Genomic DNA, 23,873 nt, shown 5'->3' with positions numbered 1-23,873 from the left:
GTGAGAGGCATGAGCACGTCATCCGACGGCGCGCCCGGGCGTCAGGGTCCTCCTGCCCCGCGAGCAGCCGGAGCCGCCCCCTCGCGACGCTCGATCCGCACCGCCGCCGAGGCGGGCGCGCGTCGCGCGGCGGCCGCCACGGGCGGTCGGCGCAGCTCCACGGGCGGCGTCCGCGCCGGAGCCGCTCGGACCGGTGCCACGGCCTCGGGAGCCCGCGGGTTCCTCCGCCGCTACGGAGCCGGGATCGTCTCGGTCCTCCTGGCCGTCCTCGCCGTCCCGCTGTCGTTCTTCGTCTGGTACGCACTGATCTCGCTCGGCGCCTACCCGGGCGACCAGGCCGTCAGCGATCTGCTGGTCGGCGTGCTCTACACCGCGCTCGTGCACGCGGTCCTGCTCGCCGGGATCCTGCTCGCCGTCTCCACCCTCCGCGCCCGGCGTCGCGAGAAGCGCCCGCCGATCGCCGGCTGGATCGGCGTGGTCCTCAACGTCCTCGTGCTCGTCTACTGGCAGCTGCTGGTCTCGCCGTGGCTCGTCGTGCTCTGGAACCGGGCCACCGGCTCCTGATACCGCCCTCCCTCTGGTAGAGTCGTCCGGTTGCCGTTCGACGGCCGCGGATCAAGAGAGCCCACGCATCAGGCGCCGGGCACCGCGCAACGAGAGAGAGGAGATCCCATATATGGCACTCGAAGCAGATGTCAAGAAGGCGATCATCGAAGAGTACGCGACCCACCCCGGTGACACCGGATCCCCCGAGGTGCAGGTGGCCGTCCTGACCAAGCGGATCAAGGACCTCACCGAGCACCTCAAGGAGCACAAGCACGACCACCACTCGCGTCGTGGTCTGCTGCTGCTCGTGGGTCAGCGTCGTCGACTCCTCGGCTACCTGTCGGATGTGGACATCAACCGCTACCGCTCGCTGATCGAGCGTCTCGGTCTGCGCCGCTAGCTCCTCCCGGAGCAGGGCGCGGTCTCGATGACACCGCGAACTTCTTGCCGAATGGGCCGTTCTCCTCGCGGAGGGCGGCCCGTTCGCGTTCCCGGGCGGACGAGGCGCGCGGCGCCGGTCAGGGCAGGGGAGCGGGGCGGTCGACTCCGCCCCACGAGTAGCCGCTCGAGGCCGAGAACCAGTCGGCCGCGGCCCGCTGGAGCGCCGTGTCCTCCTCGGGGCGGCCGGGAGCCTCCACGGCGTCGACGAGCCCGGGCAGGGCGATCCGCCAGGCCGCCGCGCTGCGCTGGGCGCGGCCCCAGTCGCGCGCGCACACCGGGTCCTCGGCCGCCGCGGCGAGAGCCCGCGGCGAGGTCACCCGCCAGCCGGTGTCCGACTCCGCGACCACGACCGCGCAGGTGAGCGCGGCGCCGCGGATGATGCTGTCGGGACCGGCGGAGGGGCCGATCGCCTGATCCTGAGCCGCGACCACCGCGGTGAGCGCGAGCTGCAGCCGGGTCGAGGGCTCGTCGGGCCGCGGTCGGATCCTCCCGTCGCCGGCCGAGACCGAGGCCGCCGATCCGGGTGCGAGGAGCAGCCCGGAGGAGGACTGCGACGCGTGCAGGCTCAGCAGACCCGTCACTCCGTCCGTCCCGCTCGTCACGCCCCGCACCGAGGAGTCGCCGAGACTCCAGACGACGGGGGTGCGGTTGTGGATCGTGAGGCGCCGGTGGTCCTCGTCGAGGCAGGCCACGAGGTGGCCGGCCGGCACGCCCGCTCCGCCCTCGAAGGCGGACGAGGCGGCCAGCAGCTCCCGGGCGTCGTCGCACTGGGCGGGGGCGTCGGAGGCGGCGGCGGCCTGGTCGGCGACCGGCGCCCGGGGGGCGAGGGAGCCCTGCACGCCCGCGACCGCCGCCGTGGTGAGCGCCGCGGCGGCGAGGAGGAGGACCACGCCGCGCCTGCCCATCCTCCGCACCTCCTGGTCGGAGGCTAGCCCGGCACGGGCGCTCGGGCCAGCGCCGCGAGGGGCCCTCGAAGCGTCCGGCAGGAATTCTTTCGAGGAATCTCAGACCGGGTGCATCCGAGGAGGCGCCTCGGGCGGAAGTAGTGGTGAAGGCCCTTCTCGACCACCCCCCGACCCCTCGCGGGTCCCATCGTGAAAGAGGAACACCGTGACCACCTCCCGCTTCTCCCGCAGCCTGCTCGCCGGTGCCTGCATCGGAACCCTGGCCGTCGTCGGCATCGCCGCCACGCCCGCCGCCGCCGCCGACGCCGACTCGGCCGACCTCTCGGTCCTGCACGCCGTCCCCGACACCCCGGTCGACGTCTACGTCGACGGCAAGCTGACGCTCGACGACTTCACCCCCGGCTCGCTCGCCGGCCCGCTCGACCTCCCCACCGGCACCTACAAGGTCGCCATCACGGCCTCCACCGCCGCGGACGCCAGCGCCCCCGTGATCGGCCCGATCGACATCAGCCTCGAGGCGGGGAAGAGCTACACCGTCGCGGCGCACCTCAAGCCGGACAACACCCCCACCGCGACCCTCTTCACCAATGACATCTCGAAGACCGCCGCGGGCGAGGGCCGGCTCACGGTCCGCCACATCGCCGCCGCTCCGGCCGTGGACATCCTCGCCGGAGGGTCGCCCGTCCTGACGAACGTGACGAACCCGAACGAGGGCGTGCTGAACCTCGCCCCGGCCACGATCTCGACCGTGGTCGCCGCGACCGGGACCACCGCGCCGGTCATCGGCCCGGCCGACGTGCAGGTCCAGGAGGGCGTGAACACGATCGTCTACGCCTGGGGCAGCCTGGAGAAGGGCAACCTCGCTCTCGCGACGCAGACCATCGATGGACTGCACTCCTCGCCGTCGGGCGTCCCCGCCGGTGAGGCCGGCCTCGCGGCGGACAACCGCCCCGACGCCGCCGCGGGCTGGTGGGGCGGAGCACTGCTCGCCGCCCTCGCCGCTGCCGGCGCTGTGCTGATCGGCCGCCGCACCGCCGCCTCGCGTCGCTGACCCGAGGATCCGACCGCCGGGTCGGCCGTGCTGGAGCGCGGCCGTCCCGGCACCCCCGACCACGACCCAGGAGGACGCCATGAGCCGGAGCCCCTTCCCTCTGCGCGTCCTCGCCGTGGTCGGGCTGATCGTGGCCGGTGCCGGTCTCGCCGGATGCGCGGCGCAGGAGTCCCGGGTGGAGCCCGCTCCCGCCGCCGTCTCCTCGGCGCCCCAGCAGCCGGTGCCGGCCACGGTCCCCTCCTCGCCCGCGGCGACCCTGCCGGAAGCGGTGCCGTCCGTCCCGGTGGCGGATGCTCGGCTCGGCGCGACCCCCGCCCCCACCGCGCTCGCTCCCGAGCGGCTCGTCGTCGACGGGCTCCCCGTCGACATGGCCGTCGAGCCGGTCGGAGTCGCGGACGACGGCACGATGGAGCTCGTGCCCGACACGCAGGTCGCCGGCTGGTACCGCTTCGGCGCCGGCCTCGACGAGCCGGAGGGCACGGTCGTGATCGCCGCGCACGTCGACTCCCTCGCCTACGGCCTCGGGCCGTTCGTCGAGCTGAAGAAGGCGGTCCCGGGCCAGACCGTGACCCTCACCGGCGCGGACGGCGCGGAGCGCGCGTACACCGTCTCGACGGTGGAGACCACGGAGAAGACCACGGTCGACCTCTCGGCCGTGTTCGCCGCCGACGGACCGCCGCGGCTGGTCCTGATCACCTGCGGCGGCGACTTCGACTACGACACCCGCCACTACCTCAGCAACGTGGTGGTCACGGCCGTCCCGGCCGGCTGACCCGCCCGCCCGAGCCTCAGCGACGTACGATGAGCCTCGCAGCGCCGCACGCCCCCGGGCAGCAGCGCTCCCCGCAGCCCTGGAGGGACCCCCTGATCGAGACCATCGAGCCCGCCGACGGCGCCGAGGCCGACAGCGCTCTCGTGGCCCGGCTCGGCCGCCGCTTCGCCGCAGGGGAGGAGGCGGCGCTCGCCGAGGCGTACTCGCGCTGGTCGCCGCTGGTCTTCACGCTGGCGCTGCGCTCGCTGGGCGACCGCGGCGACGCGGAGGACGTGGTGCAGCGCGTCTTCGTCTCGGCCTGGACCTCGCGCTCGGGCTTCGACCCCGGACGGGCGGCTCTCGGAGCCTGGCTGGTCGGGATCTCCCGGAGGAGGATCGCGGACGCGCACGAGGCGCGGGCGCGCGAGCGGAGGCTCACCGAGGCCCTCGTCGCCGTCACGCCGGTCGAGGAGGGGGAGGCCCCCGTCGACCTCGAGGCGCGGATCCTGATCGCCGACGAGCTGGCCCGCCTGGATCCCGTCCCCCGGCGGGTGATCGGCCTCGCCTTCTACGAGGACCTCACCCACACCGAGATCGCCGAGCGCACCGGCCTGCCGCTCGGTACCGTCAAGAGCCACATCCGCCGCAGCCTCGACCGGCTCCGCTCCCGCCTGGAGGTGAGCAGCACATGACCCACCTCGATCCCGACGAGCTCGCCCTGCTCGCCCTCGGCGAGCACTCGAGCGACGCCGAGCAGGCCCACCTGCGCGACTGCCCCGACTGCGCCCGGCAGCTGGTCGAGCTCGGCCACGCCGCGGGCCTGGGCCGTGCGAGCCGTGCTGTCGAGCTGGAGGCGCCGCCCGCGATCGTCTGGGACCGCATCCGCGAGGAGCTCGCCCTCGGCGACCTCGGGCCCGGCGCCCTGCCGTCGTCGGCCGCTGCCGTGCCGCCTCCGCTCGCCCTTCCCCCGGGACGGCACCGTCCCGCCCGCCGCCGCCGGCCCCGCGCTCTGAGCGCCGTGCTGGCCGCTCTCGGCGCGCTCGTCATCGGGGTCGCGGGCGGAGCCTGGTGGCAGGCCTCGCGGAGCGACGACACCGCCGCCGTCGTGGCGCGCGCTGATCTCGCCGCTCTCCCCGACTGGCAGGGAGCGAGCGGAACCGCCGAGCTGGAGGACGCCGACGGCACCCGCCGCCTGCACGTGCACCTCGATGCGCAGAGCGCGGACGACTCGTACCGGGAGGTCTGGCTCCTCGCCGCCGACGCCTCCGGGCTGGTCGGCCTCGGCGTGCTCGACGGGACCGACGGCGTCTTCGCCGTGCCCGACGACGTCGACCTCGCCGAGTACCCGCTCGTGGACGTCTCCCAGGAGCCGTTCGACGACGACCCGGAGCACTCCGGCGACTCGATCGTCCGCGGCCCCCTGCGCGAGGGCTGAGGCCTAGGCCGACCGCTCCGCCAGCACGGCCGTGAGCGCCTGCACCGCGGCGGAGGGGCGCGGCGCCGTGCAGACCGAGAGCTCCCAGACCAGCCCCGGCCAGTCGAGCGCGAGGGCCGTGACGCCCTCCAGCGGCTCGACGCCCGCGCGCGGCACGATCGCCGGCCCCAGCCCCGCCTGCACGAAGCGGGGGATCCCCGGCAGATCGGCGACCTCGGTGGCCACCCGGCGCGACGCCCCGGCTTCGCGGAAGGCGAGGTCGACGGCGACCCTGTTGCCGAAGCCGGCGGGCGTGTCCACGAAGGTGAGCCCGTCGAGGTCCTGCGGGGAGGGCGGTCCCGCCGCGGCGAGCGGATGCGCGCTCTCCACCAGCAGGACGTAGTCGCTGCGCACCAGCCGCGTCAACGCCAGGCCCCGCAGCTGCGCCGCGGGCAGTGCCAGCAGAGCGGCGTCGAGCAGGCCGCGGCGCAGGTCCTCGGCGAGACCGGTGGAGCCGGTGGTCGAGGTGCGCAGGAGCAGGTCCACCAGCGGGTGCCGAGTGCGGAAGACGCCGAGCGCGCCGGGCAGGTCGACGAGGTCGAGGGCGGAGAAGGTGCCCACCCGCACCCGCCCGCGGAGCCCCGCCGCGTCGTCGGCCGCGAGCGAGCGCATCCGGTCGAGGCTGTCGATCGCCGATCGGGCCGAGGGCAGGAGCGCCTCGCCGACCGCGGTGAGCGCCACCCGCCGGGTCGAGCGGGCGAACAGCGGCGAGCCGAGCTCCTGCTCGAGCGAGCGGATGCTCGCCGAGAGGGTCGACTGCACGACGAACAGGCGCGCGGCTGCCCGGGTGAAGCTGAGCTCCTCGGCGACGGCGACGAAGGCGGCGAGCTGGCGGTCGTCCATCCGCCCATTATCCAGCAGAGACGATCAATCCATCCGAGATCCTCCGTTGGACACGGATGATGGGGCGGAGCACTGTGGACACCGTGACCACCACCGAGCGCTCCCTCCCGTCCGTCCACCGCCGCGAGCTCCCGCACCGCCACGGCTTCTGGGTGATCGCCGTCGCCTTCCTCACGGTGATGGCGTTCTCGACCGTGCCGACACCGCTCTACGCGATCTACCAGCAGCGCGACGGGTTCCCGGCCTTCGTCGTCACCGTGGTCTTCGCCGCGTACGCGGTCGGAGTCGTGGCGAGCCTCTTCCTCGCCGGGCACGTCAGCGACTGGCTCGGCCGCCGCCGGATCCTGCTCGCGTCGATCCTCGTCGAGGTCCTGGCGGCCGCCGCGTTCCTGCTCTGGCCGGACGTGCCCGGGCTGATCCTCGCCCGCCTGCTGACCGGGCTCGGCGTCGGCGCGCTCACCGCGACGGCCACCGCCCATCTCTCGGAGCTGCGCGCCGTCGCCCGCCCGGAGGAGGGCCCCGGCACCTCCCGCGCCGTCTCCGCCCTCGTGAACATGGGCGGGCTGGCGCTCGGCCCGCTCGTCGGCGGGGTGTTCGCCGTGACGGTGCGCGAGCCCCTGGTCGTCCCGTACGCCGTGTTCCTCGTCCTCCTGGTCGTCCTCGGGATCGGCGTCGCGCTCGTCCCCGAGACGGTCGAGCGGCGCGAGGTCCTCCCGGCCTACCGTCCGCAGCGCCTGGCCGTGCCGGCCGCCTCCCGCGGCGTCTTCCTCTCGGCCGCGGTCGGCGCGTTCGCCGGGTTCGCCGTGTTCGGCCTCTTCACCTCGCTGGCGCCGACCTTCCTCGCCGGGCGCTTCGGCGAGACCTCCCACCTCGAGGCGGGCGCGGTCTCCTTCGGGGTCTTCGCCGCCGGAGCCGTCGCGCAGCTGGTCTCGATCCGGCTGTCCTCGCGGACGGCGCTCCGCCTCGCGGCCGTGGCGCTGACGGCCGGGCTGCTGCTGGTCGCGACCGGCGCCGTGATCGTCTCGGTGTCCGCCTTCATTGTCGGCGGGGTGCTCGCGGGAGCGGGCGTGGGCCTGCTCTTCCGCCTGGCGCTCGGAGTCGCCGGCTCGCTCGCCACCGACGAGACCCGAGGCGAGGTGCTCGCGGCCGTGTTCCTCGCCGCCTACCTCGGCCTCGCGGTGCCGGTCCTGGCGATCGGTGCCGCGCTCGCGCTCCTGCCGGCCGTCCCGGTCCTGCTCGGCTTCGTCGCCGTCGTGCTCGTCCTGGTGCTCGCGGCGATCGCCCGGATGCGGCGCACCGCCTGACGCGAGCGGGGGAGGGGCCGCGCGCTGGACAATGGGGGCATGAAGCTCTTCCCGTTCGGACGCGGCGACGCGAACCCCCTCCCCTCCGACGACCGCGGCTCGGGCAAGCTCGACGACTACGACTACGAGCTGCGCCCGAAGTCGCGGCGCGGCGACACCCTCCTCCGCCTCGCCGACTCCCGGCCGCACCAGGACGAGATCGCGCGGGTGCTCGCCCTCGGCGAAGACGAGGTCACGGCCGTGATCCCGCGCCGCACCGCGGAGGAGGAGCGCGTGGACGCTCCGATGCCGGTCCGCCTGTTCGCGGCCCAGCGCCCCTCGGGGCTCGTCGGCCAGGTGCCGCGCGGTCTCGAGAACGTGGTCGAGGCCGCCCTCGCCCGGCTCTCGGGGGCGGGGAGGTCGCCCCGCGTGCCGGCCCGCATCGTGACGGTGAGGGGCGGGCTGCGCGTCGAGCTGCTGATGCACGAGACGCGGGGCTGACGGGCGGAGGGCCGGCCGGGTCGGCGCGGTCCATGGAGGAACCGCACCGCGGCTGATAGCATGAACCGGTTCCGAATCCGAAAGCGACCGCCGGTCGACCCAGGATTCGAGCCACGGAGCAGGCCGGCAGGAAGCTGGTCCTCGGTGGTGGAGTCCCGGACGGCGGCAGCGTGCGACAGAGCACGGGCCGCCGCGGCACGAGTCGCAGGCGGCACGTCCCGCTCGCGGCACAGGTCGCGACAGCCCGGAGCTCTTCTACTGGTGGCCAGCACGAACGCCCTCCACACGACGGCACGGCGCGAAGCCCTGCCGTGGGATCGTCTCGATTCCTGACCGGACCGCTGCTCCGACGAACGCCGGCGCCCAGAAGGGGCGCCGCTGCAGACGTTAAGGAGACAGACCTCTTGGAAGGTCCTGAAATCACATTCGCCGAAGCCGTTCTCGACAACGGCTCGTACGGCACCCGCACCGTCCGCTTCGAGACCGGCCGCCTCGCGCAGCAGGCTCAGGGCGCCGTCGCCGCCTACCTCGACGAGGACACCATGCTCCTCTCGGCCACGTCGGCCTCGAAGAACCCGAAGGACAACTTCGACTTCTTCCCGCTGACCGTCGACGTCGAGGAGCGCTCCTACGCCGCCGGCAAGATCCCCGGCTCGTTCTTCCGCCGCGAGGGCCGCCCCTCCACCGAGGCGATCCTGGTCTGCCGTCTGATCGACCGGCCGCTGCGCCCCTCGTTCGTCGAGGGCCTGCGCAACGAGGTCCAGATCGTCATCACGGTCCTCAGCATCGCGCCGGACGAGTTCTACGACGCCCTCGCGATCAACGCCGCGAGCGCGTCCACGCAGATCTCCGGCCTGCCGTTCTCCGGCCCGGTCGCCGGCGTCCGCCTGGCGCTCATGTCCGACGGCTCCGGCAACGACCAGTGGGTCGCCTTCCCCAAGGCCTCCCAGCTGGAGAACGCCGTCTTCGACCTCACCGTCGCGGGCCGCGTCGTCACCAACGAGGACGGCTCCTCGGACGTCGCCATCATGATGGTCGAGGCCGAGGCCACGGAGTCCTCCTGGAACCTCATCAAGGCGGGTGCGACCAAGCCCAGCGAGGACGTCGTCGCCGAGGGCCTCGAGGCCGCCAAGCCCTTCCTCCGCGCACTCGTCGAGGCGCAGGCGAAGCTCGCCGCCGAGACCGCGAAGCCGGTCAAGGACTACCCGGTGTTCCTGCCCTACGCGCAGGAGACCTACGACAACGTCGCCGAGCTCAGCTACGACGAGCTCGTCCGCGTGTACCAGATCGCCGACAAGGTCGAGCGGCAGGACGCCGACGACGCCCTCAAGGCGCGCGTCAAGGAGCAGATCGCCGAGCGCATCGCCTCGGGCCAGCTCTCGGCCGAGGCCTACAACCAGGTCGGAGCGGCGTACAAGTCCGTCACGAAGGTGGTCGTCCGCGGCCGCATCCTCCGCGACGGCGTGCGCATCGACGGACGCGGCCTGGCCGACATCCGCCCGCTCGACGCCGAGGTGCAGGTCATCCCGCGCGTCCACGGCTCGGCCATCTTCCAGCGCGGCGAGACCCAGATCCTGGGCGTCACCACGCTGAACATGCTCAAGATGGAGCAGCAGATCGACTCGCTGTCGCCCGTCACCAAGAAGCGGTACCTGCACCACTACAACTTCCCGCCCTACTCGACCGGTGAGACCGGCCGCGTCGGATCGCCGAAGCGTCGCGAGATCGGGCACGGCTTCCTCGCCGAGCGCGCCCTCGTGCCGGTGCTGCCGAGCCGCGAGGAGTTCCCCTACGCGATCCGCCAGGTCTCCGAGGCGCTGAGCTCCAACGGCTCGACCTCGATGGGCTCGGTCTGCGCGTCGACCCTGTCGCTCCTCAACGCCGGAGTGCCGCTGCGCGCCCCGGTCGCGGGCATCGCGATGGGCCTCGTGTCCGACGTCGTCGACGGCCAGACCCGCTACGCGGCGCTGACCGACATCCTGGGCGCCGAGGACGCGCTCGGCGACATGGACTTCAAGGTCGCCGGAACCGCCGAGTTCGTCACGGCCATCCAGCTCGACACGAAGCTCGACGGCATCCCGTCGTCGGTGCTCGACGCCGCGCTCAAGCAGGCCAAGGACGCCCGCACCACGATCCTCGCGGTGCTCACGGCGGCCATCGACCAGCCCGACGAGATGGCCCCGACCGCGCCCCGCGTGATCTCGGTGCAGATCCCCGTCGACAAGATCGGCGAGCTGATCGGCCCCAAGGGCAAGACGATCAACGCGATCCAGGACGAGACCGGCGCCGACATCTCCATCGAGGAGGACGGCACCGTCTACATCGGAGCCGTCGACGGCCCGTCGGCCGAGGCCGCGCGTGCGCAGGTCAACGCCATCGCGAACCCGACCAACCCCGAGGTCGGCGAGCAGTTCCTCGGAACCGTCGTCAAGCTCGCGACGTTCGGCGCGTTCGTCTCGCTCCTCCCCGGCAAGGACGGACTGCTGCACATCAGCGAGGTCCGCAAGCTCGCCGGCGGCAAGCGCGTCGAGAACGTCGAGGACGTCCTCGGAGTCGGTCAGAAGCTGCTCGTCCAGATCACCAAGATCGACGACCGCGGCAAGCTGTCCCTCGCGCCCGTCGTGGCCGAGGAGGCCGAGGCAGAGGCTCCCGCCGAGAGCTGATCCCTCCTGCACGACCGTGACGCCCGTCCCACTCCGGTGGGGCGGGCGTCCGTCGTCGGCGGGGGCATGGGGTACGGTGGCGGGACCGCGCCGCACCGCCCCGACCGGAGGACTCCGTGACCGACCCGACGCCCCTGGCCACCGAGCCGGAGACGCCCCTCCTCTCACGCACCCTGGGTCGGACCGGCCTCCCCGTGCATCCTCTCGCCCTCGACGGCTCCGTCTTCGGCTGGGCCGCCGGGATCGACGACACCACCGAGGTGCTCGACGCGTTCGGCCGTCTCGGCGGCACCCTGATCTCGACCGCGGACCACTACGCGACCGGTCGGAGCGAGTACATGATCGGCCGCTGGCTCGAGCAGAGCGGGCTGCGCGAGCGGATGCTGGTCGCGACGAAGGTCGGCCGGCACCCGGACGCGCCGGGCCTCGCCCCGGAGGACGTCCGCATCGCGATCGAGGGGAGCCTCGAGCGGCTCGGCACCCGGATCGACCTGCTCTCGTTCGACAGCGAGGACCCCGGGATCCCCATCGCCGACAGCCTGGCGGCGGTCGCGCCGTTCCTGGCGGACGGCTCGGTCGGCGCGCTGGGCGCCGCGCACTTCAGCGGAGCCGCGATCACGGCGCTGCACGAGACGGCGACCGCGTTCGCGCTGCCGTCGCTCTCGGCCGTCGTGTCGGAGTACAGCCTGATGGAGCGCCGGACCTACGAGACCGACGTCGCCCCCGAGGTGGTGCGGCTCGAGCTCGGCACCCTCGCGCGGCTGCCCCTGGCGAGCGGTTACCTCACCGGCGCCCTGCGCAGCCGCACGGACGAGCCGGAGTCGGCCCTGTTCGAGGCGGGCCTGGACTACGTCGGCCGCCACGGCTCCCGCGTGCTCGCTGCCCTCGACGAGATCGCCGGGGCCCACGACACGGAGCCCGGCGTGGTCGCGCTCGCCTGGGTGCTCTCGCACGAGGAGGTCTCGGCGGCGATCGTCCGGGCGCGGAACGCCGCGGAGCTCGAGTCGCTGTTCGCGGCGGCCGCGCTCCCGCTGACCCGGAGCGACATCGCTCAGCTGGACCGCGTCTCCGCCTGAGGCTCTCGCCCGCTGGTCCGCCGCCGTCGAGCGCCGCGCCCCGCGCCGTGCTCGGAGCGGGGCGCGGCGAGGTTCAGCGGCGCAGGATGCGCGCCTCCCACGGGCCGAGCGTCGACCCGGTCGCACCGGCGACGTTGCCGAGGACTGTCTCGGCAGCCGCCCACTCCTCGAGCAGCGGCACCTCGAGCGGCTCACCGGACACGTTCCCGACGACGAGCAGCTCGCCCGGTCCGGTGCGCGTGAAGGCGAAGAGCGCGGGGTGCTCGGGCTCCAGCAGCGCGAAGCGGCCCAGCTGCACCGTCTCGTCGGCGTGCCGCAGCGCGATCAGCGCCCGGTAGTACTCGAAGACCGACCGCTCGGCGGCCCGATCGGCGGCGACGTTCACCTCGGCGGCGTTCGGGTTGACCGCGATCCACGGCTCGCCGGTCGTGAAGCCGGCCTGGAGGCTGTCGTCCCACTGCACCGGCGTGCGGGCGTTGTCGCGGCTCTGCGCGCGCAGCCCGGCGAGCACGGTCGCCGGGTCCTCGCCGCGCTCGCCGACGGCCTCGGCCCAGTAGTTCAGGGACTCGACGTCGCGGAAGTCCTCGATGCCGGCGAACGGGACGTTCGTCATCCCGATCTCGTCGCCCTGGTAGATGTACGGCGTGCCGCGCTGGAGGTGGAGGAGCGTCGCCCAGAGGGTCGCGGACTCGTAGCGGTGCGCGCCGTCGTCCCCGAAGCGCGAGACGAGACGCGGCTGGTCGTGGTTGCCGAGGTACAGGCTGTTCCAGCCGCGCTCGGCCAGGCCGTCCTGCCAGCGCGCGAGGTTGGCCTTCAAGGCGACCAGGTCCAGCGGCACCGGGTGGAACTTGTCGACTCCGTGGTCGATGCCGACGTGCTCGAACTGGAAGACCATGTCGAGCTCACGCCGCTCGGGATCGGTCACGAGCACCGCCTCCTCGAGGGTGACCCCGGGCATCTCGCCGACGGTGAGGAAGGAGCCCTCGCGGTGCGCGAACACGGCCTCGTGCATCTCGCGGAGGTACTCGTGGAGCCGCGGACCCACCCCTCCGACGATGCCCGCGCCGCCCTGCTCGCCGTCGACGGCTCCGACGTCCTTCGAGACGAGGTTGATCACGTCCATCCGGAAGCCGTCCACTCCGCGGTCGAGCCAGCGGTTCATCATCGCGTGCACCGCGTGCCGCACCTCGGGGTTCTCCCAGTTGAGGTCCGGCTGCTGCACCGCGAAGAGGTGGAGGAAGTACTCGTCCGTCGCCGGGTCGAGCGTCCAGGCCGGGCCGGAGAAGTAGGAGCGCCAGCCGTTCGGCTCGGCGACGTCGAGGCCGGCGCCGGCGGCCGCCTCGAGCTCGCGGCCGGGCTCGGCCGAGCGGCGCCCGCGGCGCCACCAGTACCAGTCGCGCTTCGGGTCCTCCTGCGAGGAGCGGGACTCGACGAACCAGGCGTGCTCGTCGCTCGTGTGGTTGACCACGAGGTCCATCACGATGCGGATGCCGCGCTCGTGGGCCTCCGCGAGGAGCAGGTCGAACTCCTCCAGCGTCCCGAACCGCGGGTCGATGTCCTCGTAGTCCGAGATGTCGTAGCCGTTGTCGTGCTGCGGCGACGGGTAGACCGGCGAGAGCCAGATCACGTCGACCCCCAGGTCGGCGAGGTGGTCGAGCTTCGAGCGGATGCCGCCCAGGTCGCCGATGCCGTCGCCGTTCGAGTCCGCGAACGAGCGCGGGTAGATCTGGTAGACGACGGCGCTCGTCCACCAGGGCGCGGACGTCTCCCGCTCGGGGGAGTCGGAGGTCGGGGCGGCGGTCTCGGAGGGGGTCGGGGCGGCGGAGTCCATGGTCGCGAATCTAGCCCGGACGGCCGACACGGAGGGGCCCGCCCCACCGCTCGCCGGCGCGAGTCGACCCCGCCGGCGGCGCCCGTGTAACGATCTGGTGAACCGTGCGCGACCCGGCGGAGTGGCGGCTCCGGCGCTCGGATACTCTCTCCCCTGGCGGGACCCGAGCCGCCGCAGGGAGAGTGGTGGCGTGCCCAGGGACAGGACCGGCGCCGTCGTGCGGGCTCCCCGTCACAGTGCCGTCCCGCTCCCGCCCGCGGCGTCCCGCGCAGCCTCCTCGAGCGGCGTCCTCGCCGAGACCGGCCCCGTCGAGCCGACCGCCGTCGCACCCTCGCACCGCCGGCCGATGGGCGACTCCGGCCACGACCTCTTCCCCTTCGTGCTCGACGCGGCGGCCCTCGGCCGCGACGACGGTGCCGCGCTGCTCGAGCGCTACGCGGCGTGGGGCGGCAACGGCGTCGTCGTCACCGACTCGAGCCTCGCGGAGGGCGTCGGCGGCTGGCCCGCCGGACACCGCGACCGGGACCGCTTCCTCCTGATCGGCCGCTTCGCCGCTCCGGTCGGCGCGCCCGCGACGCCGCGTGCGCTGGTGGACCGTGTCGAGGGGGCGCTGCGCCGCCTCCGCACCGATCGCCTCGACGTGCTGGCGGTCCGCCCCGACGGGGCCGGACGCCTCGACGAGCTCCTCAGCGCCGTCGACGTGCTGCTGGCGCGCGGGCTGGTGCGGTCGGTGGTCGCCTCCGGGTTCTCCCCGGAGGAGCTGTTCGAGGCGCGCGTCCTGGCCGCCCACGGGCTGCCCCGCCTCGCCGGCGCGGAGGTCCGCTGGAACCTGCTCGAGCGGCCCGGCTCGGAGGGCGATCTCGGCCTCGTCGCCGCCGGCCAGGGACTCGCCCTGCTCGCGACCGTCCCCCTCGCCCACGGGTTCCTCCGCGGCGCCGAGCGCACCCGCCGCGAGCTCGGCCGCCTGCCCGACGGGGCACTCGCCGCCGCCCACCTCGGGCGCCGCGGACGCCGGGTCCTCGCCGTCCTCGACGCGATCGGTGCCGAGCTCTCGGCCGCTCCCGCCGCCGTCGCCCTGGCCTGGCTGCTCGGCCGGCCGCGGCTGACCGCCGCGACGGTCGCCCCGCGCTCACCCGCCGACGTGGACGCGCTGGTGCGCGCGGTCTCGCTCGAGCTCGACCCCGGACACCTGGCCGCGCTGGAGCGCGCGCGCCGCTGACCGCGCCCGTCCGCGACGCCCCCGGCACCTCTCCCGCCACGGCGCGACAGCCCGGCTCGGGCCGCCGTCGCGGTGGCCTAGGGTGGGCACGATGAATCACGGAGTCGCACTGCCCCTCGACCAGCCGGAGACGTCAGTCCGGGCCGCAGGCGGATCCACGGTCCGCCGCTCCGTCCTCCCGAGCGGTGTCCGCATCCTCAGCGAATCGGTGCCCGGCGCCCGCAGCGCCACGATCGGCTTCTGGGTCGCCGCGGGTTCTCGCGACGAGCGGCCCGGCCGCCCCGCGACCGCGGGCGAGCCCGCCGTGCCCTCCAACGTCGGCTCGACGCACTTCCTCGAGCACCTGCTGTTCAAGGGCACGCAGAAGCGGTCCGCCCTCGACATCGCCGTGTCCTTCGACTCCGTGGGCGGGGAGCACAACGCTCTCACCGCCAAGGAGTACACCTGCTACTACGCCAAGATCCAGGACCGCGACCTCCCGATGGCGGTCGAGGTGATCGCCGACATGGTGACCTCGAGCCTGATCGATCCGGACGAGTTCGAGACCGAGCGCGGGGTCATCCTCGAGGAGCTGGCGATGGCGGACGACGATCCGGCCGACGTGGCGGGCGAGAAGCTGTTCGAGGCCGTGTTCGGCGACCACCCGCTGGGCCGCCCGATCGGGGGCACCGCCGCGACCATCGGCGAGGCCACCCGGGACGCGGTCTGGGCGCACTACCGCGCCGCCTACCGCCCGCGAGACGTGGTGATCACCGTCGCCGGCGCCGTCGACCACGAGGCGCTCGTCGCGCTGCTCCAGCGGGTCCTCGTCGCCGACGGCTGGGACCTCGGCACGGCGGCCCCGCCCGTCGAGCGGCGCGTCGGCGGCCGTGCGTCCTACACCCGCGGCAGCGCCCTGTCGGTGGTGCACCGCCCCACCGAGCAGGCGAACCTGCTGGTCGGCTTCCCCGGTCTCGCCGCGGGCGACGAGCGGCGGATGACGATGGGCGTCCTCAACTCGATCCTCGGCGGCGGCATGTCCTCGCGGCTGTTCCAGGAGGTGCGCGAGAAGCGCGGCCTGGCCTACTCCGTCTACTCCTTCGCCCCGTCCTACTCGGACGCGGGCCTCTTCGGGCTCTACGCCGCGTGCACCCCGGCGAAGGCGGGGACGGTCGCCGAGCTCCTGCTCACCGAGTTCCACCGCCTCGCCGAGGACGGCGTCACCGACGACGAGCTCGCGCGCGCCCGCGGCCAGCTCTCGGGAGCGGCGGCGCTCGCGCTGGAGGACTCCGACACCCGGATGTCGCGCCTCGGACGCGCCGAGCTGACCTTCGGCGAGTTCGTCGACCTCGACGAGAGCCTGCGCCGACTCGCCCTCGTCGGCGCGGAGGACGTCCAGGCACTCGCGGCAGACTTGGCCCGGGGGCCGTCGTCGATCTCGGCCGTCGGCGCGGTCGACGAGTCGGCCTTCGCCGGGATCGCCGGGATCGAGAGCGCCTCCGCGATCTGATCCGATCGTCGAACGCCCGCTGACCGCGCACCGCCGCGCCGCACCAGGGAGGACCCCGTGTCCCACTACATCTACCTCGTCCGCCACGGCGAGCAGCAGGACGCCGAGCACGGCATGCCGGACGGCCCGCTCTCGGCCCGTGGTGAGCGCCAGGCGAGGCTCATCGCCGAGCGGCTCGGCGGAGTCCCCTTCACCGGAGCGTGGCACTCCCCGCTGCGCCGGGCCGAGGAGACGGCCGCGCGCTTCCAGACGCTTCTGCCGAGCCTGCCGCTCCAGCCGTCCTCGCTGCTGTTCGACTGCATCCCCTCGGGGCCGACCCCGGACATGCCCAAGGCGTTCGAGCCCTTCTTCGGCAGCGTCACCGCGGCCGAGATCGAGGCGGGGCACGCGCAGATGCAGGACGCGGTGGCCGAGTTCCTGGCGCCGTCGCGCGAGGACCGCCACGACCTCCTCATCACCCACAACTTCGTGATCGGCTGGTTCGTCCGCCACGTGTTCGACGCTCCCGACTGGCGGTGGCTGGGCCTCAACCAGGCCAACTGCGGGCTGACGATCATCCGCGTCCGCTCCCGCAAGCCGCCGGTGCTCGTCGTGCACAACGATCTCTCGCACCTGCCCGTGGAGCTGCGCACCGGCCTGCCCGAGGCCCAGCCGTACTGAGCCGCGGGCTACGCTGAGTCGGTGACTACCTCCGTCGCCGTGGTCGGCGCGTCCGGCCGACTCGGCTCGTTCACCTGCTCGCTCATCGAGGCGTCGAGCGAGTTCTCGCTCGTCGCGCGGCTCGGCTCGCGGAGCGATCCCGCCGAGATGCTCGCGGCCGACGTCGTCGTCGACATGACCGTGCCGGCCGTCAGCCAGCAGATCGTCGACTTCGCCGTGGCCAACGGGAGGAAGGTGCTCGTCGGCACCTCCGGCTGGACCGGCGACCGGATCGCGGCCCTCCGGCGCAGCGTCGCCGAGCAGCCGGAGGCCGGCGTCGTGATCATCCCCAACTTCTCGCTGGGCTCGGTGCTCGCGACCGCGCTGGCCACCGTGGCCGCGCGCTTCTTCGACGCCGCCGAGATCGTCGAGACCCACGGCGCCCGCAAGGTCGACTCGCCCTCCGGGACCGCGGTCCGCACGGCCGAGCTGCTGCTGCGCGCCCGGGCCGAGCTCGGTCCGGTGCAGGCTCCGCACACCGACCAGCGGGCCCGCGGCCAGCAGGTCGCGAGCGTCCCGGTCCACAGCCTCCGCCTGCCCGGAGTGGAGGCGCGCCAGGAGGTCGTCTTCGGCGGCACCGGCGAGACGGTCACCATCCGGCACGACACCACCTCGCAGGCCTCCTACGAGCAGGGCGTCCTGCGCGCTCTCGACGCGGTCCGGACGACCACGGGCGTGGTGGTGGGCCTCGACGCGCTGATCGACCTGCGCGCCGCCTTCGACGCCGCGCCTCTCGACGAGCGGCCGGTCGACGAGCAGCCCGTCATCGACCGGGCTCCGTCCGGCCAGGCCGCCGCAGCGACGAGCACCCCGTGAGGACCCGCATCGGCGTCGTCCTGATGGCGGTCCTGCTCGCCCTCTACCTGTTCGTCTGCCTGCAGTACTCCGTCGTCGCCTTCGCCGCGGCGACGGTGCCCGGCATCGTGATGGGCGTCGGCCTGCTGATCCTCGGCGCCGTCGGCGTCTGGGGGCTCGTGCGCGAGCTGCTGTTCGGGCTCCGCGCCGAGAAGCTGGCCCGTCGGCTGGAGGGCGAGAACGCGCTGCCGCAGGAGGTCCTCGACTCGCGGGCCAGCGGGCGTCCGCTCCGGGAGGAGGCGGACGCGCTGTTCCCGCAGTACGCGGAGGAGGTCGACGCGCAGCCCGGCAGCTGGCGCGCCTGGTACCGCCTCGGCCTCGCCTACGACGCCAGTGGCGACCGCAAGCGCGCCCGAGGCGCCATCCGCCGGGCCATCGCGCTGGAGCACGAGGCTCCGGCCTGACCGCTCGGCCTCACTCGAGCGCGGCTCTCCGGGCGAGAACCGCTCGGGCGGCCGGGATCAGGCGAGCACCCACTCCAGCGCCGCGCCGACCGTGCGGTGGCGGAACTCGAAGCCGTCGTCGAGCAGCCGCTGGGGGACCAGGCGCTGGCTCGAGAGCAGGAGCTCGTGCCCGGCGTCGCGCAGCGCGAGCTCGATGATCTTCTCGGGGACGGCCAGCTTGAACGGGCGGTGCAGCTGCTCGGCGAGGGTGCGCATCACGTCGTTCGCGGTCGCCGGCACCGGTCCGGCGAGGTTCACCGGGCCCGAGAGCGAGGACGTGAGCAGGTGGCGGATCGCCGCGGCCTCGTCGTAGAGGCTGATCCAGGGCCAGGCCTGGTTGCCGCTGCCGAGGGGTCCGCTGAGGCCGAGCTTCGTCAGGGGCAGGAGCGGCTTGAGCGCGCCGCCGTCGCCGAGGACGAGCCCGGTGCGAGCGGTGACCACCCGCGTGGCCTCGGGCGCGAGGTGAGCGGCCTTCTCCCAGCGGTCGACGACGTCGGCGAGGAACCCGTCGCCGCGCGAGGACTGCTCGGTGAGCTCCTCGCCCGGGCGGTCTCCGTAGTAGCCGACCGCGGAGGCGTTGATCAGCGTCGTCGGCGGGGTCGAGGACATCCGCATCGCGTCGGTGAGGGTCTGCGTGGACTGGATCCGCGAGTCGAGGATCTCCCGCTTGTAGGACGCGGTCCACGGCAGGCGGCTGATCGAGGCGCCGGAGAGGTTGATCACGGCGTCGACGCGGTCGAGCACGCTGAAGTCGAGCATGTGCGAGGTGGGCGCCCAGTGGAACTCGTCCGGGCTCGACGGCGCGTGGCGCACCAGGCGCAGGATCTCGTGCCCCTCGGCGCGCAGCTGGCGGGTCAGCTCGGAGCCGATCATCCCGCTGGCGCCCGAGATCAGGACGCGGAGCCGGGGAGCGGACGCATCCGGCCGGGCCGAGGGCAGCTCGGACGGCGTCGACACGTGCTCGCCCGGCGTGCGCGCGGCGCGCCGCGGCGAGCCGGAGTCCGTGGTCCCGTCGTGGTCGGAGTGCCGTGCGGATGAGTCGCTCATGGTGCCTCCCGGAGCCGGTCGCGGGCCGCCCGCGAAGCGGACCTAGCCTAGAGCCTCACGCCCGGGAGCCGGCCGAGCGCCCGACCAGGCCGGCCCGCGCGAGCACGAGGTAGAGCTCGCAGCCCAGGCAGAGGCCGAACACGGCGTTGAGGAAGGCGGCGAGGAAGGCGACGGCCGCGGCGACCGGGACCGATCCCGGGACGCCGGCGACGTGCAGGAGGACGCCGGCGCCGGTCACCACCAGGCCGATCAGCTGGGCGAAGCGCGGCGGGCGGGCGTCCTCCCACTCGCGCGGCGGTGCCAGGTGCGGCCGGACCACCCGGCGGAACAGCACCGCCCAGGGGCCGGAGCCGACGCCGCGCGCGGCCGACCAGGCGAAGAGGGCGGCGAGCGCGAGCAGCAGGAGGAAGCCGGGCTGGGAGAGCCGGCCGTCGAGGTCGGCCCGGGCCGCGGCCGCGAGCCCGAGGCCCACGGCCGTGAGGAGGAGTGCGGCGGTGACTCCGGCGGCGACCCTCGGGCCGCGGGGATCGACGGTGCCGGACGGGGGAGTGGCGCCGGTGGTGGAGGGGGAGCGGGTGCTCATCATGTCTCCCGGAGTCGGTCGAGCTCGATGGTCAGGGCGGCCCGGGTCGGAGCGCCGCCGACGCGGCTGCGCGGCACTCCGTCTCGATCGAGCAGGAGGAGCGTGGGCGTCTGCCGGACGCGGAAGCGCGCCGCGAGGTCGGGGCGGTGCGTCAGATCGACGTCGAGGTGCGCCAGCCCGGGCCGCTGCTGGGCGAGCTCCCCGAGCATCCGTCGCACTGCAGGGCACCGCGTGCAGACGTCGGTCGAGAACTGCACGACTGTGGCCCGGGTCCCGAGCACTGCGCCGGGGACGAGCTCGCCGGGGTCGATCGCGGGGTCCTGGCGCGAGGGGGCGCTCTCGACGCGCCCGGAGCGGGCCCGATGGACAGCCCCGAGGACGACGCCCAGCACGACGAGGCCGAGCAGTGCGGCGAGGATCGTCACGGGCTCCATCCGGGAAGCGTAGGTCGGCGCAGGCGCTGCGCGGACGACTGTTTCGGGATGTGACGACGGCCGCGGTCGGAGCGTGGTCTAGGTTCGATCCGTGACCGAACAGAGCAGCCTCAGCGCAGACCCGAGCAGTCCCGTCTTCCGCAGTGATGTCGTCGTCGAGCTGGTCCGCGCGAGCGCCCACGACTCCGACGTGCTGTTCGCGGCCCGCGTCTCGACCCAGGGCGAGAAGACGCTCGCCGAGGCGCTCGACGGCGAGGAGTCCGACGCCGACCTGCAGCGCAAGCGCGACCGCGGCCTGATCAACTACCTCATGCGCGACCGCCACGGCTCGCCGTTCGAGCACAACTCGATGACCTTCTACGTGCAGGCGCCGATCTTCGTCTTCCGCGAGTTCATGCGGCACCGCATCGCCTCCTACAACGAGGAGTCGGGCCGCTACCGCGAGCTCCGTCCGGTCTTCTACGTGCCCGGCCCCCGCCGCAACCTCGTGCAGGTCGGCAAGCCCGGCGCCTACTCCTTCGAGCCGGGCACCCCCGAGCAGGCCGAGCTCGTCGCCGAGGAGACGCGCCGCGTCAGCACGCAGGCCTACGAGTCGTACCGGCGGATGCTCGGCGAGGGCGTCGCCCGCGAGGTCGCCCGGATCGTCCTCCCGCTGAACATCTACTCGTCGATGTACGTCACGCTCAACGCCCGCTCGCTGATGAACTTCCTCTCCCTGCGCACCAAGCGCGAGGACTCGACGTTCCCCTCCTTCCCGCAGCGCGAGATCGAGATGGCGGCTGAGCAGATGGAGACGCACTTCCAGGAGCTGATGCCCCTCACGGCCGCCGCCTTCACAGCGAACGGCCGCGTCGCCCCGTAGCCCGCCGCCCGGCGAGGACGAGCGGGCCGTCCCGCCCGATCCGCCTGCTGCCGTCCGCGCGGGCGGCTCCGGGAACCTCCTCCCGGCGGCGCGGCGGCGACCCGCTACCCTGGCAGCGTGTCAACTCCGGAGAATCCCTTCGGCCAGGTCCTGGTCGCCCTGGTCACCCCGTTCACCGCCGACGGCGAGGTCGACTGGCCCGGTGTCGAGAAGCACATCGACGACTGCATCGCAGCGGGCGCGGACGGCATCGTGGTCACCGGGACCACGGGCGAGACCAGCACCCTGACCGACCCGGAGAAGATCCGCCTCGTCGAGGTCGGCCGCTCGGTCGCCGGGGGCCGCGCCAAGATCATCACGGGAGGCGGCTCGAACGAGACCGCCCACGCCATGCAGCTCGCCCGTCAGAGCGAGAAGGCCGGCGCCGACGGCAACATGATCGTCACCCCGTACTACAACAAGCCCACGCAGGCGGGCGTGCTCACCCACTTCCGGATGATCGCGGATGCGACGGACCTGCCGGTGATCCTCTACGACATCCCCGGCCGCACCGGCGTGCCGATCCGCTACGAGACGATCCTGCGGGCGGCCAAGCACCCGAACATCCTGGCCGTGAAGGACGCGAAGGGCGATCTCTCCGAGGTCAGCCGCGTGCTCAACCAGACCGACCTGATGTACTTCTGCGGCGACGACGCGAACGTGCTCCCCGAGCTCGCCATCGGCGCCACGGGGCTCATCGGCGTCACCGCGAACATCGCCGCCGCGCCGTACCGCACGATCGTCGACGCCGTGAACGCGGGCGACCTCCACGCGGCCACCCGCGCGCACCAGCAGCTCGAGCCGCTCGTGCGCGCCGTGATGACGCACGTCCCCGGGACCGTCGCCGCGAAGTACATCCTGCACGGCCTCGGCCGCATCTCCTCGCCGCGCGTGCGGCTGCCCCTGGTCGGCCCGGAGGAGTCGGAGGCGGCGCTCATCGAGGACGAGCTCGGCCTGGTCCGCGACATCCCGGGCGTCGACTTCCGCAACTTCCGGCCCGACCGCAACGCCGCGGCCGGCGGCGCCCTCCCGAAGGTCGCCGGCACCACCCGCTGAGCCCGAGCGGCACGTCCCGAGAAAGCACCGCTGGAGAAGGAGGGCGCATGCCCGGTCCCGTGATCATCCCCGCCCCGCTCGCTCCGGGAACGCTCCGGATCATCCCCCTCGGCGGCCTCGGCGAGATCGGCCGCAACATGACCGTCTTCGAGATCGACGGCAGGCTCCTGGTCGTCGACTGCGGCGTGCTCTTCCCGGAGGAGGACCAGCCGGGCGTCGACCTGATCCTCCCGGACTTCACGCCCATCCGGGACCGGCTCGACGACATCGTCGGAGTGGTCCTCACCCACGGCCACGAGGACCACATCGGCGCCGTCCCCTACCTGCTCCGCCTGAAGCGCGACATCCCGCTGATCGGGTCCACCCTCACGCTCGCCCTCGTCGAGGCGAAGCTCAAGGAGCACCGGATCACGCCGTACACGCTCACGGTGAAGGAGGGCGACGTCGAGAACCTCGGGCCCTTCGAGCTCGAGTTCGTCGCCGTGAACCACTCGATCCCGGACGCGCTGGCCGTGTCGATCGTCACCGACGCCGGCTCGGTGCTGCACACCGGCGACTTCAAGATGGACCAGCTGCCGCTCGACGGCCGGATCACCGACCTGCGCGCCTTCGCCCGCCTCGGCGAGGAGGGCGTCGATCTGTTCATGGTCGACTCCACCAACGCCGACGTCCCCGGCTTCACGCCGAGCGAGCGCGACATCGGCCCGGTCATCGAGAGCGTCATGGCCAGGGCGACCCGCCGCGTCATCGTCGCGAGCTTCTCCAGCCACGTGCACCGGGTGCAGCAGGTGCTCGACGCGGCCCACGCCACGGGCCGCCGCGTGGCGCTGCTCGGCCGCTCCATGGTCCGCAACATGCGCATCGCCGCGGATCTCGGCTACCTGCACGTCCCTCCGGGAGTCCTGGTCGACATGAAGAAGTCGGGCGACGTCCCCGAGGACAGGATCGTCTACATGTCCACGGGGTCGCAGGGCGAGCCGATGGCCGTCCTCAGCCGGATGGCCAACCTCGATCACCAGATCGAGCCGGGGGAGGGCGACACCGTGATCCTCGCCTCCAGTCTCATCCCCGGCAACGAGAACGCGGTGTACCGGGTCATCAACGGGCTCACCCGGCTCGGAGCGACCGTCGTGCACAAGGGCAACGCGAAGGTGCACGTGTCCGGGCACGCCGCGGCCGGCGAGCTCCTCTACTGCTACAACATCCTCAAGCCGCTGAACGTGATGCCGGTGCACGGCGAGTACCGGCACCTGGTCGCGAACGCGCAGCTCGCGCGCGAGACCGGGATCGCGGAGGAGAACACGATCATCGCCGAGGACGGCACCGTGATCGACCTGCTCGACGGCAGGGCGACCGTCGTCGGACGGCTCGACCTGGGGTTCGTCTACGTCGACGGATCGTCGGTGGGCGAGATCACCGACGCCGACCTCAAGGACCGGCGGATCCTCGGCGAGGAGGGCTTCATCTCGATCATCGTGGTGGTCGAGGCGGGCACGGGGCGGATCGTCGTCGGCCCCGAGATCCACGCGAAGGGCTTCGCGGAGGACGACAGCGTCTTCGACGAGGTCAAGCCGCGGATCGCGGCCGCGCTCGAGGAGGCGGTGCGGAACGGGGCGAGCGATCAGCACGCGCTCTCGCAGGCCGTCCGTCGCGTCGTCGGCCGCTGGGTCAACACCTCCTACCGCCGCCGGCCCATGATCGTGCCGCTCGTCATCGAGGCCTGAGCCTCCCGGCCGGCGGCGGATCGGCGCCTGCCGTCGCGGCGCGGGTCACCGGCCCTGA

The 23,873-nt window shown here is 73.5% G+C and carries 24 protein-coding genes; 18 read left to right on the top strand and 6 right to left on the bottom strand.

Features of this window, described 5'->3' with window-relative positions:
- The first annotated feature begins 9 nt into the window (after positions 1-9).
- Both C5C37_RS00325 and rpsO read left to right on the top strand, forming a co-directional pair.
- Positions 10-564, top strand: a complete 555-nt coding sequence (locus C5C37_RS00325; protein WP_104224815.1) for a hypothetical protein — start codon at positions 10-12, stop codon at positions 562-564.
- 112 nt (positions 565-676) lie between these two features.
- A complete protein-coding gene (rpsO, locus tag C5C37_RS00320; RefSeq protein WP_068252328.1) occupies positions 677-946 on the top strand; it encodes a 30S ribosomal protein S15 in 270 nt (89 codons plus the stop codon).
- A gap of 118 nt (positions 947-1,064) precedes the next feature.
- On the opposite strand, the gene C5C37_RS00315 is transcribed toward rpsO, so the two are convergent.
- Positions 1,065-1,892 carry a hypothetical protein gene (locus tag C5C37_RS00315; RefSeq protein ID WP_104297441.1) on the bottom strand — a complete coding sequence of 276 codons (828 nt, stop codon included), beginning with the start codon at positions 1,890-1,892 and terminating at the stop codon, positions 1,065-1,067.
- A 205-nt stretch (positions 1,893-2,097) separates the two neighbouring features.
- On the opposite strand from C5C37_RS00315, the gene C5C37_RS00310 reads away from it, so the two are divergent.
- From C5C37_RS00310 to C5C37_RS00295, 4 genes are all read left to right on the top strand, one after another.
- Positions 2,098-2,943, top strand: coding sequence for a DUF4397 domain-containing protein (locus tag C5C37_RS00310; protein WP_104224813.1), 846 nt, complete (start codon positions 2,098-2,100; stop codon positions 2,941-2,943).
- Between the two features lie 79 nt (positions 2,944-3,022).
- Complete coding sequence (locus C5C37_RS00305; RefSeq protein WP_104260617.1) at positions 3,023-3,715, top strand: class F sortase; 693 nt, start codon at positions 3,023-3,025, stop codon at positions 3,713-3,715.
- 29 nt (positions 3,716-3,744) lie between these two features.
- Positions 3,745-4,386, top strand: a complete 642-nt coding sequence (locus tag C5C37_RS00300; RefSeq protein ID WP_104338246.1) for an RNA polymerase sigma factor — start codon at positions 3,745-3,747, stop codon at positions 4,384-4,386.
- Positions 4,383-5,129 (top strand): anti-sigma factor, encoded by a 747-nt coding sequence (locus tag C5C37_RS00295; RefSeq protein WP_104239041.1) that lies wholly within the window; start codon positions 4,383-4,385, stop codon positions 5,127-5,129. The genes C5C37_RS00300 and C5C37_RS00295 overlap by 4 nt, the downstream gene beginning before the upstream one ends.
- Before the next feature lie 3 nt (positions 5,130-5,132).
- Here C5C37_RS00295 and C5C37_RS00290 read toward each other — a convergent pair whose 3' ends face one another.
- Entirely contained in the window at positions 5,133-6,011 is an 879-nt protein-coding gene (locus C5C37_RS00290; RefSeq protein ID WP_104338245.1) for a LysR family transcriptional regulator, read from the bottom strand.
- An 83-nt stretch (positions 6,012-6,094) separates the two neighbouring features.
- On the opposite strand from C5C37_RS00290, the gene C5C37_RS00285 reads away from it, so the two are divergent.
- From C5C37_RS00285 to C5C37_RS00270, 4 genes are all read left to right on the top strand, one after another.
- Positions 6,095-7,315 (top strand): MFS transporter, encoded by a 1,221-nt coding sequence (locus C5C37_RS00285; protein ID WP_258063632.1) that lies wholly within the window; start codon positions 6,095-6,097, stop codon positions 7,313-7,315.
- A 39-nt stretch (positions 7,316-7,354) separates the two neighbouring features.
- Complete coding sequence (locus C5C37_RS00280; protein WP_104338243.1) at positions 7,355-7,795, top strand: hypothetical protein; 441 nt, start codon at positions 7,355-7,357, stop codon at positions 7,793-7,795.
- 404 nt (positions 7,796-8,199) lie between these two features.
- Positions 8,200-10,458, top strand: a complete 2,259-nt coding sequence (locus tag C5C37_RS00275) for a polyribonucleotide nucleotidyltransferase (protein ID WP_104226293.1) — start codon at positions 8,200-8,202, stop codon at positions 10,456-10,458.
- A gap of 116 nt (positions 10,459-10,574) precedes the next feature.
- Positions 10,575-11,534 (top strand): aldo/keto reductase, encoded by a 960-nt coding sequence (locus C5C37_RS00270; RefSeq protein ID WP_104338242.1) that lies wholly within the window; start codon positions 10,575-10,577, stop codon positions 11,532-11,534.
- A gap of 73 nt (positions 11,535-11,607) precedes the next feature.
- On the opposite strand, the gene C5C37_RS00265 is transcribed toward C5C37_RS00270, so the two are convergent.
- A complete protein-coding gene (locus tag C5C37_RS00265; RefSeq protein ID WP_104255563.1) occupies positions 11,608-13,365 on the bottom strand; it encodes an alpha-glucosidase in 1,758 nt (585 codons plus the stop codon).
- A gap of 190 nt (positions 13,366-13,555) precedes the next feature.
- Between C5C37_RS00265 and C5C37_RS00260 the strand changes: the two genes are divergently transcribed.
- From C5C37_RS00260 to C5C37_RS00240, 5 genes are all read left to right on the top strand, one after another.
- A complete protein-coding gene (locus C5C37_RS00260) occupies positions 13,556-14,584 on the top strand; it encodes an aldo/keto reductase (RefSeq protein WP_146076624.1) in 1,029 nt (342 codons plus the stop codon).
- A 91-nt stretch (positions 14,585-14,675) separates the two neighbouring features.
- A complete protein-coding gene (locus C5C37_RS00255) occupies positions 14,676-16,073 on the top strand; it encodes a pitrilysin family protein (protein WP_104224504.1) in 1,398 nt (465 codons plus the stop codon).
- A gap of 57 nt (positions 16,074-16,130) precedes the next feature.
- On the top strand, positions 16,131-16,733 hold the full coding sequence (locus C5C37_RS00250; protein ID WP_104224462.1) for a histidine phosphatase family protein: 603 nt from the start codon (positions 16,131-16,133) through the stop codon (positions 16,731-16,733).
- Positions 16,734-16,754: 21 nt separating this feature from the next.
- Positions 16,755-17,588, top strand: coding sequence for a 4-hydroxy-tetrahydrodipicolinate reductase (gene dapB, locus C5C37_RS00245; RefSeq protein WP_104250174.1), 834 nt, complete (start codon positions 16,755-16,757; stop codon positions 17,586-17,588).
- Positions 17,585-18,031 (top strand): hypothetical protein, encoded by a 447-nt coding sequence (locus C5C37_RS00240; protein WP_104250175.1) that lies wholly within the window; start codon positions 17,585-17,587, stop codon positions 18,029-18,031. The genes dapB and C5C37_RS00240 overlap by 4 nt, the downstream gene beginning before the upstream one ends.
- A gap of 57 nt (positions 18,032-18,088) precedes the next feature.
- Here the strand turns inward: C5C37_RS00240 and C5C37_RS00235 are convergent, their stop codons facing one another.
- Genes C5C37_RS00235 through C5C37_RS00225 form a run of 3 tightly spaced genes read right to left on the bottom strand, consistent with a single transcriptional unit; the run spans position 18,089 to position 20,134 of the window.
- A complete protein-coding gene (locus C5C37_RS00235) occupies positions 18,089-19,117 on the bottom strand; it encodes a TIGR01777 family oxidoreductase (protein WP_104238626.1) in 1,029 nt (342 codons plus the stop codon).
- Between the two features lie 55 nt (positions 19,118-19,172).
- Positions 19,173-19,700, bottom strand: a complete 528-nt coding sequence (locus C5C37_RS00230) for a DUF4395 domain-containing protein (protein ID WP_104233265.1) — start codon at positions 19,698-19,700, stop codon at positions 19,173-19,175.
- Positions 19,700-20,134 (bottom strand): thioredoxin family protein, encoded by a 435-nt coding sequence (locus C5C37_RS00225; protein ID WP_104338240.1) that lies wholly within the window; start codon positions 20,132-20,134, stop codon positions 19,700-19,702. The genes C5C37_RS00230 and C5C37_RS00225 overlap by 1 nt, the downstream gene beginning before the upstream one ends.
- 91 nt (positions 20,135-20,225) lie before the next feature.
- Here C5C37_RS00225 and thyX point away from each other — a divergent pair, with 91 nt between their 5' ends.
- From thyX to C5C37_RS00210, 3 genes are all read left to right on the top strand, one after another.
- Positions 20,226-20,996: an FAD-dependent thymidylate synthase gene (thyX, locus tag C5C37_RS00220; RefSeq protein ID WP_104338239.1), complete on the top strand. Its 771-nt coding sequence runs from the start codon at positions 20,226-20,228 to the stop codon at positions 20,994-20,996.
- A gap of 117 nt (positions 20,997-21,113) precedes the next feature.
- Complete coding sequence (gene dapA / locus C5C37_RS00215; RefSeq protein ID WP_104224469.1) at positions 21,114-22,091, top strand: 4-hydroxy-tetrahydrodipicolinate synthase; 978 nt, start codon at positions 21,114-21,116, stop codon at positions 22,089-22,091.
- 47 nt (positions 22,092-22,138) lie between these two features.
- Positions 22,139-23,815 carry a ribonuclease J gene (locus C5C37_RS00210; RefSeq protein WP_104224470.1) on the top strand — a complete coding sequence of 559 codons (1,677 nt, stop codon included), beginning with the start codon at positions 22,139-22,141 and terminating at the stop codon, positions 23,813-23,815.
- The last annotated feature ends 58 nt before the right edge of the window (positions 23,816-23,873 follow it).

It is taken from the genome of Rathayibacter sp. AY1F9 (assembly GCF_002932155.1).
In the GTDB taxonomy this organism is placed as follows: domain Bacteria; phylum Actinomycetota; class Actinomycetes; order Actinomycetales; family Microbacteriaceae; genus Rathayibacter.
The sequence above is the reverse complement of the archived record's forward strand: the minus strand, read 5'-3'. Positions and strand labels throughout refer to the sequence as shown.

Coding starts and splice junctions, on each gene's coding strand:
- C5C37_RS00325 (WP_104224815.1), top strand. CDS start 10: ATGAGCACGTCATCCGACGGCGCGCCCGGGCGTCAGGGTCCTCCTGCC.
- rpsO (WP_068252328.1), top strand. CDS start 677: ATGGCACTCGAAGCAGATGTCAAGAAGGCGATCATCGAAGAGTACGCG.
- C5C37_RS00315 (WP_104297441.1), bottom strand. CDS start 1,892: ATGGGCAGGCGCGGCGTGGTCCTCCTCCTCGCCGCCGCGGCGCTCACC.
- C5C37_RS00305 (WP_104260617.1), top strand. CDS start 3,023: ATGAGCCGGAGCCCCTTCCCTCTGCGCGTCCTCGCCGTGGTCGGGCTG.
- C5C37_RS00300 (WP_104338246.1), top strand. CDS start 3,745: ATGAGCCTCGCAGCGCCGCACGCCCCCGGGCAGCAGCGCTCCCCGCAG.
- C5C37_RS00295 (WP_104239041.1), top strand. CDS start 4,383: ATGACCCACCTCGATCCCGACGAGCTCGCCCTGCTCGCCCTCGGCGAG.
- C5C37_RS00290 (WP_104338245.1), bottom strand. CDS start 6,011: ATGGACGACCGCCAGCTCGCCGCCTTCGTCGCCGTCGCCGAGGAGCTC.
- C5C37_RS00280 (WP_104338243.1), top strand. CDS start 7,355: ATGAAGCTCTTCCCGTTCGGACGCGGCGACGCGAACCCCCTCCCCTCC.
- C5C37_RS00265 (WP_104255563.1), bottom strand. CDS start 13,365: ATGGACTCCGCCGCCCCGACCCCCTCCGAGACCGCCGCCCCGACCTCC.
- C5C37_RS00255 (WP_104224504.1), top strand. CDS start 14,676: ATGAATCACGGAGTCGCACTGCCCCTCGACCAGCCGGAGACGTCAGTC.
- C5C37_RS00235 (WP_104238626.1), bottom strand. CDS start 19,117: ATGAGCGACTCATCCGCACGGCACTCCGACCACGACGGGACCACGGAC.
- C5C37_RS00230 (WP_104233265.1), bottom strand. CDS start 19,700: ATGAGCACCCGCTCCCCCTCCACCACCGGCGCCACTCCCCCGTCCGGC.
- C5C37_RS00225 (WP_104338240.1), bottom strand. CDS start 20,134: ATGGAGCCCGTGACGATCCTCGCCGCACTGCTCGGCCTCGTCGTGCTG.
- C5C37_RS00210 (WP_104224470.1), top strand. CDS start 22,139: ATGCCCGGTCCCGTGATCATCCCCGCCCCGCTCGCTCCGGGAACGCTC.